General features: G+C 40.5%; 15 protein-coding genes. 4 read left to right on the top strand and 11 right to left on the bottom strand.

Annotated elements, in window-relative coordinates; all coding sequences use genetic code 11:
• Positions 1-14 precede the first annotated feature (14 nt).
• Both metQ and R2Q66_RS20175 read left to right on the top strand, forming a co-directional pair.
• Entirely contained in the window at positions 15-836 is an 822-nt protein-coding gene (metQ, locus tag R2Q66_RS20180; protein WP_316752509.1) for a methionine ABC transporter substrate-binding lipoprotein MetQ, read from the top strand.
• A 197-nt stretch (positions 837-1,033) separates the two neighbouring features.
• Positions 1,034-1,921: an alkaline phosphatase gene (locus tag R2Q66_RS20175; RefSeq protein ID WP_316752506.1), complete on the top strand. Its 888-nt coding sequence runs from the start codon at positions 1,034-1,036 to the stop codon at positions 1,919-1,921.
• Between the two features lie 23 nt (positions 1,922-1,944).
• On the opposite strand, the gene R2Q66_RS20170 is transcribed toward R2Q66_RS20175, so the two are convergent.
• From R2Q66_RS20170 to R2Q66_RS20130, 9 genes are all read right to left on the bottom strand, one after another.
• Positions 1,945-2,754, bottom strand: a complete 810-nt coding sequence (locus R2Q66_RS20170; protein ID WP_316752504.1) for a metallophosphoesterase family protein — start codon at positions 2,752-2,754, stop codon at positions 1,945-1,947.
• A 118-nt stretch (positions 2,755-2,872) separates the two neighbouring features.
• Positions 2,873-3,553: a PAS domain S-box protein gene (locus tag R2Q66_RS20165; RefSeq protein ID WP_316752500.1), complete on the bottom strand. Its 681-nt coding sequence runs from the start codon at positions 3,551-3,553 to the stop codon at positions 2,873-2,875.
• Between the two features lie 81 nt (positions 3,554-3,634).
• Positions 3,635-4,513: a universal stress protein gene (locus R2Q66_RS20160; protein WP_316752497.1), complete on the bottom strand. Its 879-nt coding sequence runs from the start codon at positions 4,511-4,513 to the stop codon at positions 3,635-3,637.
• 218 nt (positions 4,514-4,731) lie between these two features.
• Positions 4,732-5,715, bottom strand: a complete 984-nt coding sequence (nrdF, locus tag R2Q66_RS20155; RefSeq protein ID WP_316752494.1) for a class 1b ribonucleoside-diphosphate reductase subunit beta — start codon at positions 5,713-5,715, stop codon at positions 4,732-4,734.
• Positions 5,716-5,753: 38 nt separating this feature from the next.
• The gene (gene nrdE, locus R2Q66_RS20150; protein ID WP_316752491.1) at positions 5,754-7,844 is read right to left on the bottom strand and encodes a class 1b ribonucleoside-diphosphate reductase subunit alpha; all 2,091 of its coding nucleotides are present in this window, start codon (positions 7,842-7,844) and stop codon (positions 5,754-5,756) included.
• A 4-nt stretch (positions 7,845-7,848) separates the two neighbouring features.
• Positions 7,849-8,211 (bottom strand): class Ib ribonucleoside-diphosphate reductase assembly flavoprotein NrdI, encoded by a 363-nt coding sequence (gene nrdI / locus R2Q66_RS20145; protein ID WP_316752489.1) that lies wholly within the window; start codon positions 8,209-8,211, stop codon positions 7,849-7,851.
• A 13-nt stretch (positions 8,212-8,224) separates the two neighbouring features.
• A complete protein-coding gene (locus tag R2Q66_RS20140; protein WP_265843446.1) occupies positions 8,225-8,467 on the bottom strand; it encodes a thioredoxin family protein in 243 nt (80 codons plus the stop codon).
• 326 nt (positions 8,468-8,793) lie between these two features.
• A complete protein-coding gene (locus R2Q66_RS20135; protein WP_316752486.1) occupies positions 8,794-9,072 on the bottom strand; it encodes a hypothetical protein in 279 nt (92 codons plus the stop codon).
• Between the two features lie 145 nt (positions 9,073-9,217).
• Complete coding sequence (locus R2Q66_RS20130; protein WP_316752484.1) at positions 9,218-10,300, bottom strand: ionic transporter y4hA; 1,083 nt, start codon at positions 10,298-10,300, stop codon at positions 9,218-9,220.
• 178 nt (positions 10,301-10,478) lie between these two features.
• Between R2Q66_RS20130 and R2Q66_RS20125 the strand changes: the two genes are divergently transcribed.
• Complete coding sequence (locus tag R2Q66_RS20125; RefSeq protein WP_316752482.1) at positions 10,479-10,928, top strand: DUF1842 domain-containing protein; 450 nt, start codon at positions 10,479-10,481, stop codon at positions 10,926-10,928.
• A 216-nt stretch (positions 10,929-11,144) separates the two neighbouring features.
• A complete protein-coding gene (locus R2Q66_RS20120) occupies positions 11,145-13,124 on the top strand; it encodes an ATP-binding protein (protein WP_316752480.1) in 1,980 nt (659 codons plus the stop codon).
• Positions 13,125-13,147: 23 nt separating this feature from the next.
• On the opposite strand, the gene R2Q66_RS20115 is transcribed toward R2Q66_RS20120, so the two are convergent.
• Together R2Q66_RS20115 and R2Q66_RS20110 are read right to left on the bottom strand one after the other, a co-directional pair.
• Complete coding sequence (locus tag R2Q66_RS20115) at positions 13,148-13,669, bottom strand: OmpA family protein (protein WP_316752478.1); 522 nt, start codon at positions 13,667-13,669, stop codon at positions 13,148-13,150.
• A gap of 269 nt (positions 13,670-13,938) precedes the next feature.
• Positions 13,939-14,832 carry a hypothetical protein gene (locus R2Q66_RS20110; protein WP_316752476.1) on the bottom strand — a complete coding sequence of 298 codons (894 nt, stop codon included), beginning with the start codon at positions 14,830-14,832 and terminating at the stop codon, positions 13,939-13,941.
• Between the last annotated feature and the right edge of the window lie 84 nt (positions 14,833-14,916).

Below are 14,916 nucleotides of genomic sequence, written 5' to 3'. Positions count from 1 at the left end.
AATATGAAAAACAAATGAATACAAAAATCAAATTTATTGCGGCAATAGCCATTTTAACCAGTTCAGCAGCTTTTATCAGCTGTGGAGGTACAAAAAAGAACACCGATCCCAACTATATTCAGGTTGGTGTAGAATCCGGTCCGGAATATAGTTTAGCAGAAGCAGCAAAGAAAGTTGCCAAAGAGAAATACGGTCTGCAAGTAGACCTGGTACAGTTTAACGATTACGTAATGCCAAATGAGGCGCTTCAACAGGGAGACATCGACCTGAACGTTTTTCAAAACAAGCCTTATCTGGATGTGCAGACCAAACAACGTGGGTATAAATTTGCCATCGTAGGCAACACATTTGTTTTCCCACTTGCAGGTTACTCAAAAAAGATCAAATCTTTATCAGAACTTAAAGATGAAAGCACCGTAATTATCCCTAATGATGCCACTAATGGCGGAAGAGCCTTGTTATTAATGGAGAAATTTGGCCTGATTAAATTAAAAGAAGGTGTAGGCCTGTTGCCAACTGTGCATGACATTACCGGCAATCCTAAAAAGCTTAAGATTCTGGAATTAGAGGCACCACAGTTGCCAAGAGCATTGGACGACAAAAATGTAACGATCGCCATCATCAACAATACCTTTGCCGCTCCGATAGGTCTGAGCCCTGAAAAAGACGGTTTATTTGTGGAAGCAAAGGATTCTCCTTACGTCAATTCCATCGTAGCCAGAGAAGACAATAAAAACGACGAGAAAGTATTGAAATTTGTTAAAGCTTACCAATCTGCAGAAGTAGAAAAAGCCGCAAAAGAAGCCTTTAAAGGAGGCGCTATTAAAGGCTGGTAATTTACTACTGAAAATAAGGTATTAATCTGCCCCCTGGATTGTCAAAATCCAGGGGGCTTCTTTATGTCCGGCTTACTCAGCGCTCCCGCAACCGGGAGCGGAAATACAACAAAAAAATCACACGTGTTTAATAGAACTAAACATCTTAACATATATATTTAACTTTTCAATACGATTAACCTTTATAAACCACACAAATGAAAAAATCAATTATTGCCTTTTGCTTGCTTTGCGCCGGTTTTGGCGTTAATGCACAAGTAAAAAATGTAAAACATGTGATCCTGATTGGCTGTGACGGCCTTGGTGCTTATGCTATTCCTGATGCGCAAATGCCGAATCTTAAAAAGCTCATGGAAACCGGAGCTTCAAGTCTGGAAGCCAGATCGGTACTTCCATCTTCCAGCGCGGTAAACTGGGCTTCTATGCTGATGGGCGCTGGTCCTACGGAACATGGCTATACGGAATGGGGAAGTAAAACGCCGGAAATCCCTTCGGTAACGAAAACAAAGTATGGTATCTTCCCTTCTATTTTTAGCGTGATCAGAGATCAGAAGCCTAATGCAAAAACTGCGGTGATCTACAGCTGGCCTGGAATCGGACCATTGGTAGAAAAAGATGCCATCAGTATTGTGGTGCCTGGAAATGATAAAGATGATTTCTGTGCAGACACCACTGCAGCGATTATCAAAAGAGAAAAGCCATATTTCACTTTCGTTCATTTTGATGAGCCAGACCATACCGGTCATGAGATTGGTCACCGTACCCCTGCTTATTATGAGCAGTTGAAAAAGGTAGATGAAAGAATCGGAAAAATTGTACAGGCAGTAAAAGATGCCGGAATTGAGAAAGAAACGATCATTATGGTTTCAGCGGATCACGGTGGAACCGGTAAAGGACATGGTGGCAAAACGCTGGATGAAGTACAGATTCCATGGGTAATTAATGGCCCTGGTGTGAAGAAAAATCATCAGATCAAAGATGTGATCATCACGTATGATACCGCAGCAACCCTGGCCTGGATTATGGGCTTAAAACTCCCACAGAGCTGGAGAGGTAAAGCAGTTACAGATAGTTTTGGTAAGTAATAATTAAACAAGCAGGGAGCAGGCTAAACCTGCTCCTGATTTTCCAGGAAATCCGCATAAAAATCCGGAACCGGACTATTTCGTATACCCCTGATGGTTTCCTCAATTGGATAGGTGATTTTTCTAATCACGGGTTTCAGACGTTCAAGTCCGACCCCATCGCTGGCACTCAGGATTTCTAATTGCAGGTAGCAAGCTTTACGGTCTTTTTCTTTTGAACGCCCTACTGACCCTGTGTTGATCAGTAATCTGGTCTTTTGAGCAAATGAACCAGTCAGATTTTGAGCAACTGATTCCGGTAATTTTTGATCATTTGATTCCCGCAGATAACGTATAAAAGGAATATGGGTATGTCCGGAAACAATCAGCTCCACTTGTTCTTTCCGGAACATTTCGGAGATCCGGCTTTCTTCGGCATCTTCATACAGGTATTCCTCATTATTATCCGCGCTTCCATGAACCAGTAAAATGGTCATCCCCTCAGTTTCTAGTCTTATGGTAGCGGGTAAAGCGGCCAGAAAAGCCTTATTATCCTTAGTAATGTGCTGTTTAGTATAATTGATGGCATCCAAACGGGCTTGTTGTTCCCTTAAACTGTGTTTAGAAAGTGGGGTTATCGGATGATCAAAAGCGATACGTTCATCATGATTTCCCATGATGGTAGCAATATTCCTGTCTTTAATCAGCTCAATCACCTCATTGTGCCAGGGTGCAGCGTCTGTTAAATCGCCCAGACAATAAATCTGATCCGGATTAAAGGAGGCGATATCTGATAACACTGCTTTGAGTGCCGGCAAATTGGCGTGAAGGTCACTAATAATTGCTATTTTCATTTGTCTCAACAAAGTTCACATTTCAAGAGTACTCACAGTTGTACTATCAAAGGAAAACCTGGTACAATTAAAAGAAATCACGAACCCCTCCTGTCACAAGAATCCCATAGGTTACAAATTATGTCCCAGGCTCCGAATCTTGCTCATTACGGATCTTATTGACAAAGCCGGCAAGTTCCCTCGTATAATTGTCCAGCATAATTGCCGACTCTTTGATCCCTGCGATCATGATTTTCAAATCTTCCGCAGAATTATGAGAATGATCTATCAATTCTGATAAACCCAGTATTTTCACGACTGGCTGTCTCAATTCATGGGAGATTTTAAACAGCATTTCTTCCATCGCATTGACCTGGTCTTCTCTGTCTCTTTCTTCCTTCTCTTTACGTTCAGAAATGAGCGTTCTTAGCGAAAGGTATTGCAGGGGTTTGCCATCCAAATCTTTGATCGGAACAATCACGCTATCCACCCAATAGAAGGAGCCGTCTTTGGCTTGGTTTTTAATTTCACCATGCCAGACCTCCCCTCTTCCAATGGTCTTCCACATCTCTTTAAGGAATTCTTTAGGGTGATAACCGGAATTGATGATGCGGTGATTTTGTCCCAGCAACTCTTGTCTGCTAAACTGAGAAACTTCACAAAAGCGTTGATTTACATGAATAATAGTTCCCTTTACGTCTGTAATGGAAGAAATTATACTGGTATCCACTGCTTGCTGATAAGCCATTAGCAATGGAAACAACCGTTCCTGAGAACCATCCATCATATACACCTCCTCCTCCTTCTTTGATATTCCCATAAGCGCTCAAATTTACGCTTTACCCAACTTTTATTTGCAATAAAAATCAAAATAGGAATACCCGGTTAAATTTTAGTAACCTTAAAGCACAGTATGGAATTCAGGAGGAAATACGAGCAAAGGAAGTTTTACATGAACGGCCATTTTTTGAGTGTGACTACCATCAAATAGTCTTTTGATAAATGAATGTCTGCGGTGAACCATAGCCAGCATATCGATAGCTACATGGTCGGTTAACCAGTTTAAACCTTCATCAACCCCCATCTCTTTAACATGGCGAAAATAGACCTTGTGGTAGTTCAGCTTACACGTCACTTCATTTAAAAACGCATCGACTTTCTTTTGATCGATTTCAGGATCAAAATCATCCGGACTGACGTGTACCAAGAGAATTTCTGCATTAAAAGCCCGGGCAAGATAAGATAGCGCGTGAATCAATGCAATGTCTCCTGCACTGAAATCTGTTGCAAATGCAATTCTTTTCAATGGTTTAAAATCCGTTCCCGGCGGAATCAATAAAACAGGCATACTGGCTTCATCTATTAAATCCCTGCTGGTGCTCCCCAGAAAAAACCGGTTTAAGCCCCCTACCCCTGAGGTTCCCATCACCACAAGGTTGATCTTTTCTTTTTCTGCCAGCATACTGATTACTTCAGGAACCGTTCCTACCTCTGCAGAAACCTCCATTGGTGGATATTCCTCTTCAGAAGCACCGGATTCCTGAATGTGCTTTTTCAGCTTTTCCGCAAGTTTCTTTAGCTCGCGGTTGGCATCTGCGCTCAACGTACCCAAGTCCATCAAAGGCCAGGCTACCTGTGCAGACATACTGGCTGCTGCCGGAATCATAACCGCATTACATAATTTAAGACTTGCTTTCATCTTTTTGCCAAGTTCCAAAGCATAAAACGCGGCATGGTCTGCATTGGGAGAAAAATCGGTGGGAATCAAAATAGTTTTCATCTGCTGTGTTTTAATTGATCTTTAACCAAGGTCTACAATCCTGAATTAAAGAAACATGATATATATCATATTAAACACTGATACTTAGCCTATTTGTTTTAAAAAAAAATCCTGTCTTCCTCAGGTCGCTTAAAACCTTTAAAGACAGGATTATTTTTACCTGAACTATGGAGCTAAACCACCTGAATGGTTCAGTACAATTCTTTGGAAAAGATGAACTAGAAAACCGGTTCTGCTGCTACCTGAAAATCTTCATCTCTCAGGTGTACTACTTCCATACTTTTCTCATAGTTTGTCGATTTCTTAGAGAAGAAATCATGTTGTGTTGTTTCTCCGTTTAAGCCGTTTAATACAATAGAATTAACCGATTTCACTTCAAAAAGCTCATCAAAACCAAGGTTCATCATGGCTTTATTGGCATTGTATCTTACATATTCTTTTACATCGGCAGTAAGACCAACTTCCGTATACAACTCATCTGTGTACTTCAACTCATTTTCATAAAGCTCCATCAAAAGATCGATCAGCTCTTGTTTACTTTTTTCCGGATCAGGTAATTTCTTATAAAGATCCTGAGCCAGTAAACCTACAAACACACCGTGAATGGACTCATCAGCTACAATCTTTTTAATGATATCCGCACTAGCTACCATCTGACCTTGTCCGGCCAACCATAACGGCATAAAGAAACCGCTATAGAATAAGAAAGATTCCAGCAATACAGAAGCTGCAAGGCCCATAAACAAGGTCTCGTCGCTTACTTTCTGTGCATCCAGATTTCTATAATATTTATCAATAGTAGCTGCTTTATATTGCAACAATTTATTGTTTTCTACCCATTCGAACAGCTCATTGATTTCCGCAGTGCTGTTTACTGTAGTAAAAATGGTAGAGTAAGATTTGGCATGAATTGCTTCCATCATACACATAAACGACAATACCGCTTTATTTTGCAGTCCATCGATATGGTCTAACAATTTAGGCATGCCGGTATGACTTTGCAGGGTATCCAATAAAGTTAGGCCACCCAATGCTTTTTTATAAGCTTCCTGGATTTCAGGGCTCAAAGACTTCCAGCTGTCGATATCTTTGGAAGGAATATATTCGGTATCCACCCAAAACTGACGAAGATTTTGCTCCCAGAACATTCCTGCGTAATCATTTTCAGGTGTATTCCAGTTTACTGCTTTATATGAACTCATTTATTTAATTTAATAAGGTAATTAATTACTGCCGGGAATTAAACCGAGCAGGAAACACATTCGTCAATGGTCGCTTTACGCGTACGGGTATAATACAGAGATTTCAGGCCCATTTTATGCGCATAGATATAGTATTTAGCGATATCACGCGTACTGTCTTTCGTATTGGTATGTAAAATCGTTGAAATTCCCTGATCCACATGTTTTTGAATTACTGAGATTAGACGCAATACATTCTTCTGATCCATATCATAAGCAGATTTATAGAAGAAGTAATTGTCATTATCCAGGTAAGGCATTGGGTAATATGTAGTACTATCGCCATATTCTCTTACCTCAATCACATCCACCACCGGCATCACCGAAGCCGTTGCATTCATAATATAAGAAGTAGATTGATTTGGCGCAATCGCCAGACGGTAAGCATGATAAAGACCATGAATTTTCACTTCATTCATCAAAGCAGTCCAATCCGCAACAGTTGGAATCGCCATTCCTTCGAACAGACCTGTAATTTTATCGCTCATTGGGGCAATATCCTTGATCAGGTAAGGTTGGAAATAATTACCATTTGCATATTCTGATTGCTCAAAGCCTACAAAAGTTTCATTTTTCTCTTTTGCAATTTCCATTGAACTTTGAATCGAATAGAAGTTGACCATCATAAAGAAAACATTACAGAAATCAAGTGCAGCTGCACTTTCATACATAATAAAGTTCTTCGTCAGGAAACCATGTAAGTTCATGGCACCAAGGCCCACACTGTGCAATTCTTTATTTGCTTTCTGAACAGAAGGCACCATGGCAATATCGGTTAGGTCGGAAACCACGGTTAAAGAGCGCATAGCAGTTGCAACCGCCTCTTTAATCCTTTTATTCTCCATTACTGTCGCAATATTCAAAGAGCCAAGGTTACAAGAAATTCCGTAACGGATGGTATCTTCTTTGCCATAGATTTCGATATCTGAAACCTCTGAAATCTGCATGATTTCTGTACAAAGGTTAGAGAACTTCACGTTTCCAAGTTCCTTTAATGCATGTGATTTATTGGCATTTCCTTTGAAAAACAAATAGGGATAACCACTCTCTTTTTGTGTCTGAGCAATTTTCACCATCAAATGACGGGCATTGATCTTTTTCTTTTTCACTAAAGGATTGGTCACCAATTCTTCATACATCTCATTCATATCCAATTCATCCAGATATTTACCATATTGTTTATATACGGTATGTGGATAGAATAAATAACAAGCTTCATCATTCTCTGCCAGTTCCATGAACTTATCAGGCATGATCACGCCAATAGAAAGGGATTTTATGCGGACTTTCTCATCCACATTGATCTTTTTACAATCTAAAAACTCTTCAATATCCGTATGGAAAATGTTTAAGTATACCGCTCCTGCACCAGGACGTTGCCCCAGCTGATTGGCATAAGAAAAAGTATCTTCCAGAATTTTCATAATTGGCAATACCCCACCAGCACGTCCTTCAACGTCTTTGATGGACTCACCTCTTGCACGCACTTTAGAGATGTTAAAAGAAACACCTCCGCCAATAGAAGAAAGTTTCATTGCAGAATCAATGGCGTATCCAATTCCATTCAGGTTATCACCGATTTCATCTAAAAAGCAGGAAACCAATTCGCCAGAGCGTTTTTTTCCGGAGTTTAAGAAGGTTGGTGTTGCAGGTTGATATTCCTGATTGATCAGTAATTCTGCATATTGTTTGGCTTGAGGAACATCGCCTCTGGCCAGAAATAGAGAAACTGCGACAACGCGGTCTTCATAACGTTCCAGAAATTTCTCTCCGCTATCATCCCTAAGGGCATAACTTTGAAAAAACTTAAATGCACTCATGAAAGACTGGAACCTGAATTTCTTTGCATATACCAGGTCGTACACTTCTTCCATTTGTTCAAACGTGTACCATTGATAGAAATCAATGTAATACTCCTGTTCAATCAGGTAATCGATCTTCTCTTTTAGGTTGTAAAAGAAAACCGTGTTTTTATTTACATAGTCTAAAAAATAAGAACGAACAGCTTCCTTGTCTTTGCTAAGGCTGAATTCGTCGTCTTTTTTAACCATGATCTCGTTGTTCAACAAGATCCATTTTTTAGTTACCATATCTTTAGCCTTCTATATTATCTATAAATTTTTGAATATCATCTGCGGTTCCTGAGAGCTCAAACTGCATCAATATCGGGAGCTGAAACAGGGCAGATATTTTTTTCGCAGCGAGTGCATAATTGGGTCCCCAGTTTTTATTTCCACTGGAAGTAACGGATATAATCGCGCTACGATTTTCTTCGAGGAAACGTAAAGTGGAGACCGGCACTTCGCCAAAACCTGTGGTATAAGTAATCAGGTGTCCTTCCTTTAATGGGCCGGACACTTGATCAATCTTTTGAATATTCCAGTTACGCTGTAACTTTAAACGGTTTACAAACCGTTCTACGTTACCAGTCTTACTGTCATAATAAATGCAGGTCATCAGAAAAACAGGGTTATCCTACAGCTAAAGCCGCTAATTCTTCCGGTTTATAACCGATTACTCTTGCCAGTTCCTGTTCTGCTTCCATAAGAATCACCGTAGGTACTGAACGTACTCTGAATTGCATGGCCAGTTCAGGTTCATTAAAAGGGTTGATGGTTTCGTATACCATTCCTTTTCTATCCAGATATTCAGAGACCATATTACATGGGCTACAATCTTCTTTTTCGAATTTGATGATTCTTTTAGTACTCATTTCGTAGGATTTTTTAATAAATCAACCCTCATGCAGGGCTGATGATGGATTTCAAAATTGGCGAATATTATCTAGAAAGACTCTAAACGGTTATCCACATTCGGTGGAAAAACAATTCAATTTATGACAAATGAGATGCTGGGAAAATGGCGCGAAATGATTACACTTAATAGGGTTTATTCTGTAAAGTCTTCTTATAAAGATTATTGAAGAAAATAACTTCAGGTTGGAAAGAATTCCAACTGGCTGAAATCAAAAAAAGCCATGCTCCGGACCATTTTTCCTTTACATAGCTCATTTATAAATGACAAAATTCTGTTTCGAAACTAAGCTGTTTCTTCGTCGTCTTCTAAATAGATTTCGTGGACTAAGAATTTCACTTTTTCCATGGTATCTAGTAAATCTTCTATATCTTCAGAGAGGATATGATGGATCAGGTCACCTGTGTCCGGAATCTCAGAATTGGGGATTAATTCAAAGGCTTCGATACTGCCTTTTACATTAAGGTCAACAATTTTCACATAATTAACTCCGTTATCGATCCAATCTTTTAAAATCTTAGCATCGAACTCTACGTACCCTTCTATGTTGTTTACCTTTATCATGGTGTAAATCTAAGGATAATTCGGGGTTAATCCGTACGTGACAGGCTTCGTGGCCCTACAAGGCCCCGCCAACGCACCTCCAATGGCGGGGAATGGCTCCCCGGGCACAAAGCTCAACCAAAGAACTAGAAAAAAAATCATTATTTTAAGGGGCTATAATGGTAAATAAGTAGACTGCAAAAATAACTAGTAAGACGATCCCCTGTAGAATATTGGTTCTGCCGGTAGCCAGAGACAGCATAATCGTAAACAACGACAGCAATAAAAGCACGGTAGATTTCATGTCAATGCCCAGGGTGATGGTCATTCCGGTTACCATGGATACAATCGCCACTGCGGGAATGGTTAAACCGATACTCGCCAGTGCAGAGCCCATTGCCAGATTAAGACTGGTTTGAAGTCGGTTCTTTCTGGCAGCACGATAAGCAGCCAGGCCTTCCGGCAACAATACAACCGCAGCAATGATGACCCCTACTAAGGATTTCGGCGCTCCTGCGTTTACAACGGCAAGTTCAATATCAGGTGCTAAGGCTTTAGCCAGTAAAACAACGACACCTAAACAGACCAATAATAACAATGCGCTCCATAGGGCGACATTTTTAGCAGGTGGTTCCGCATGTGCATCTTCATTGCCATCCGCTTCCGGAGGAAGAAAAAAATCACGGTGTCTAACGGTTTGAACCAATACAAAAGTACCATATAAAACCAGGGAAACTACAGCTACAAAAGCCAGTTGTGCGGAGGTATATACCGGTCCGGCCTTACTCGTTGTATAGTTAGGAAGGATCAGGGTGAGTACCAGAATCGCGGAAAGCGTAACCAATGCAGCACTTACCCCCTGCAAACTAAACACCTGTTCTTTGAATCGGGCACCGCCCACTAATAAACAGGTACCAATCATTCCGGTTAAAATGATCATGACCGCAGCCAGTACCGTATCACGCGCTAAAGCGGTGGTTTCCGGTCCTCCGGTCAACATCAAGGAAACAATCAACGCAACTTCGATCACCGTGATGGCCAGTGCCAGTAGTAAGGTTCCATAAGGTTCGCCGACTCTATGGGCAACCACCTCGGCATGGTGTACAGCGGCCAATACGCTACCAATTAATACTGCGGCAAGGACAAAGGAGTAGATATTTCCCAGGTCTAATGACATTCCAAAATAGGCAATCCAGGCTAAAATAGGAACGGCAATAGTCCATAATGGAAGAGGTAATGTTTTTTTCATAGTAGAAGTTATTTATTTAGAACCAAAAAAATCAATAATTGTTTAAAAAAGCAGGATTTAACCCAAAATTCCGGCTTCACAAGGGGGTATTTTTACCTGTTTTTCTATTTGGGTATTTTCACCCTTACGGTCATGATGAACTAGCGCTAATTTAGGGGAATCAAAATATCAACCTCCAATGATAACTGAACACCTACAAACCGAACCAATAAACCTACGCATCCTTTGTGATGGGTTATTTCAGCCTGTGCTGCACTTAAATTTGCAGCAACATTCCTCAGGTAGTATTTCAGGAACAGCCATTATCACCTTAAAAGAACTCACAGGCCCGCTTAACTTAAGTTTTAAAGTCCTCGGAAGTTACCAAAATCATGACCATCTTGCAAGTGTATCTCTGCAACTTAAAGGTCATAAACTGATGGATTCCGAACAAAACCCCTGTTTATTTTTGAATTTAGAAATGAATACAGAATATACTACCGGAATTTGCAATTATCATTATCATAGTGAAGTTAATAAATACGTCAGAAATGCAACTGTTTCCAGTATTCTATTTGCAACTACCCCATCAAAGAAACTATTTAGTGTATCGGATCTTCCACAAAATAATCATTACGCTCTATTGTAATCAAATATATCTTAAACTTGTATTTGATGTTAGTTAACTGGCAGACCCCACCTGCCAGTTTTTTTATGTCCTGATTTTTCAAATGCTTTTGATATCAGGATATTGAATTTTTATTCAAAAAAGTTTTAATGGATAATAATATTTGGTTAATTTCATCACAAAAGCAGATTCCAATGCTATAGATTTTTTTCCTGAGCCTTCATTAACACGTCTTCTATGCTTCCACATCATACCCAAGAACCGAACTACCAGTACTATTTAGAAGGAGGTGGAGAAATGGGACAGCTGATTCGGGAATATGACTGGTCAAAAACAGTGATAGGATCGCCCGAACAATGGCCGCAAAGTTTACTAACCACAATTTCTACGATCATATCTTCCCGTTTTCCGATGTTTTTATGGTGGGGCCCTGAATTGATCCAGTTTTATAATGATGCTTACAGGAAAAGTCTTGGCGATGAGGGGAAGCACCCTACTGCGCTTGGTCAAGCTGCCGAAGCCTGCTGGCCGGAAATCTGGGATACCGTTCAACCGATGATTAGCCAGGCTATGGCTGGTGGCGATGCAACCTGGTGTGAAGATATCTTACTCCCCATTTTCAGAAATAACCAGATGGAGGATGTTTACTGGACATTTAGCTTTAGTAAAGTAAAAGACCTGCCTGGAAAACCGGGTGGTGTACTGGCCATCTGTTCTGAAACTACTGCAAAAGTGCAGGCAGATCAAAAGATAGAAAGAACACTAGCGGAACTGGCAGAAAGTGAGGCTAAAATCAGGTATATGCTGGACGACGCTCCGGTTTCAATCGTGCTTTTTACAGGGCCTGAGCTCATTATCGAGTCTGCAAACAAGCAGGCTATGTTGGAATGGAATAAAGGCGAAGAAATTATTGGGATGCCATTGGCGCTAGCTTCTCCGGAATTGAGCGGACAGCCATTTTTCAGTTTACTGCAAACCGTACTCGCCAGCGGCGAACCTTATAATGGAAATGAAGTGAGGGGTTTGTTGAAACAAGACGATAAACTGGAAGAGTTTTATGCGAATTTTGTTTATCAACCGATAAAAGATAGTCATGGAAAAACGAAAAGCATTTTGATGGTGGCCAATGTCATCACCGAACAGGTGCTTGCCAGAAAAAAAGTGGAACAGGCTGAAGAAATGCTCCGCTTATCCATCGAATCTGCCAATGTGGGCACCTGGAGAATGGACATTGAAACCAATACGTTCTTTACTTCTCCAAGGATGAAAGAGTTGTTTGGTTATGGGCCTGATGAAGCCGTTTCCCTCGCTGACACGCTGGATCAGGTGCATGAGGATTACCGTAAGCAAGTTGCCGATGCCATCATAAAATCAATTGAAACCGGAACCGATTTTAGTATTGTACATCCGATTGTGGGCCGTGATCATGGAGATACCCGTTGGGTGAGGGCATTAGGTCGTCTTTACCCCATGGCGATCGGACATCCGGCGCATTTCTCCGGAATGATGCTCGACATTACCGAACAGAAACAGGATGAAATCCGTAAAAATGATTTCATTGGTATGGTGAGCCATGAGTTAAAAACTCCCCTGACTTCTTTAAATGGATATCTTCAATTGATGATGCTCCGATTAAAAGCACCAAACGACCTCTTTATTGCTTCCTGTTTAAACAAAGCGCATGTACAGGTCAAAAAAATGACCAACATGATCAATGGTTTCCTAAATCTTTCCCGCCTGGAATCCGGAAAGATCCACCTGGATATGGCGGATTTTGACCTTAGTCATTTGATCAAAGAAATGATTGAGGAAAGCAATACGACCCTTCAACAACATACCATTTCCTTAGCAACCTGTGAAGCCGTTACTGTTTATGCCGACCGTGATAAAATCGGTTCTGTAGTTTCCAATTTATTGAGTAATGCAGTGAAGTATTCGCCGAAAGGCAAAAAAATAGAAGTGAATTGCCGGATTACGGAATTGGCCGCGCAAGTCAGTATTAAAGATGAAGGAATGGGGATTAAACCGCAATCGCTCGGAAAATTATTTGAACGGTTCTTTCGGGTAGAAACAAAACACACCGAAAACATTTCTGGTTTTGGTATCGGATTATACCTCTGCTCAGAGATTGTAGAACACCATGGGGGTAAAATATGGGTGGAGAGTGAGGTTGGTATTGGCTCTACTTTTCATTTCAGCCTACCGATTACGAATTAACTCACGCTCCGACCCTTATGTTTTTATTTCACTTTAAATTCTACACGACGGTTTAAAGCTTTTCCAGCCTCAGAAGTGTCTTTGGTGACTGGATTTGTAGCTCCATGTCCCTTAATTGCTAACTTCTTGCCATCTAAACCTGCATTTACCAGGTATGATTTAACCGCATTTGCACGGTCTACCGATAAAGACATGTTGTGTGCAGCAGATCCTTCTGTCGAAGAATTACCATGAATGGTTAATATTGCCTCAGGTGATTTTTTCATTTGACTAACTACCTGATCCAGGATGCCAAAAGATGCCGTTTTTAATACGTCAGAGTTGAACTCAAACTGAACGTTCGTAAAGTTAAAGTCTGCTTTTTCTTCAGGTGCTTCTTTTTCTTCTACTGGTGCCGGAGCTGGTTTTTCTTCCACAACAGGAACTTTAGCTTCCACTGGTGGTGTAACAGGTTTTGCGACTAATTTTTTAGTCTTACAGGCTTGCATCGAAAGGGTTAACAACCCCATCGCAACGATTAGTGTGCGTGTTCTTAGAATTTTCATTTATGTTTTTGTGTTTGTTAAAAATAAAAATTATTATCCAATGATTAAGGAATAAAACGAATTAGTTACGATTATAGTGTTAACCGCAACAAATGGAAGGGTAATCCGGACTAATTTGGCGGACAGGCAAGGCATTCCAGATAGGTATTAATAGTGATAATCAATAGATTACAGCTCACAAACAGCGTTAACACCCGGAAAAATTACCGCAAAATACTGGATGTTTTTTTTCACCTGCTACCTAGAATGCCTGGTATTTTGCGAATCCTTTACTTTTTTCCGCGCAAAATACCACTGGAAATTCCAAACCGAAGGTAGCTGTACTTATCCCTGTAGTATATATTATAGGGATCTTCACCATAATATCCGGCAGCCCCCATGAGGTAGGAATTGTTCATAAAAGGGAAACTATAATGAAAAGAAAGTTCAGCATTCAGTCTTTTTTTGATTGCGCTGAATGCGTATTCCGTCATTGGATTAATGGCATAACTCATTTCAGTATTTAACCTCCACTGCTCTTTTGCAGGTTGATAATTCCGGAATGAAAAGCTGTACAACAATCGGCTAAAGCCATAATCATTTTTCAAAGCCTTCTCATAACTAAACCATTTGTGCCATTCGAACCCCGCTTCATGATTTAAGGAGTAGTAACCATGTTTTTTTTCTTTATTGAGGTCTTTTCCGAAATGGTAAGACAGGGTTAAATAGTTGGTCGTAAAATTACCAGTAATGGTGTTGATGCTGCCATCAGGGTTTAATGCTTCGCCATCCTGACCATTAGAATGGTGGGTAAATTTTAAGGTCGCGTATTTATAATTGGGAACAGACCTGTCTAATCGAACAAATAGTGCTCCCCCAAGTTTGAAACTTGGAGTCCGCACCCCGGCAGATTTCTCATCCCTTACCCGCACCGTAAAATCCGGCACTACTGCAAAAGCAACAGGCAATTTTTCCGTAGCCAGGAGAAAGTAGCTCGTGGTTAGCCTTCCATTGATGACGTATTTAGCTGGCGCCCCTATTTCCCCTTTCGGAGAGATATAAGAAAGGTCGGCATTTTCTTTGTACAGCTGGATAAATTCGTTGTTGATCTCCTGTTGATTTTGAGCTTTAGCTGACACCATACTTAAGGCATAGATCAACAACATTAAGCGTAGGATTTTCATTTGAAGCCTTTAGCATAAATACGCATTGAGGCTCAAAAAAGTTTCATACCCGGTGAAAAATAAAGATACAGGGGATCAGTTATC

The sequence above is a fragment of the Pedobacter gandavensis genome, from assembly GCF_032677645.1.
In the GTDB taxonomy this organism is placed as follows: Bacteria; Bacteroidota; Bacteroidia; order Sphingobacteriales; family Sphingobacteriaceae; genus Pedobacter; species Pedobacter gandavensis_A.
The sequence above is the reverse complement of the archived record's forward strand: the minus strand, read 5'-3'. Positions and strand labels throughout refer to the sequence as shown.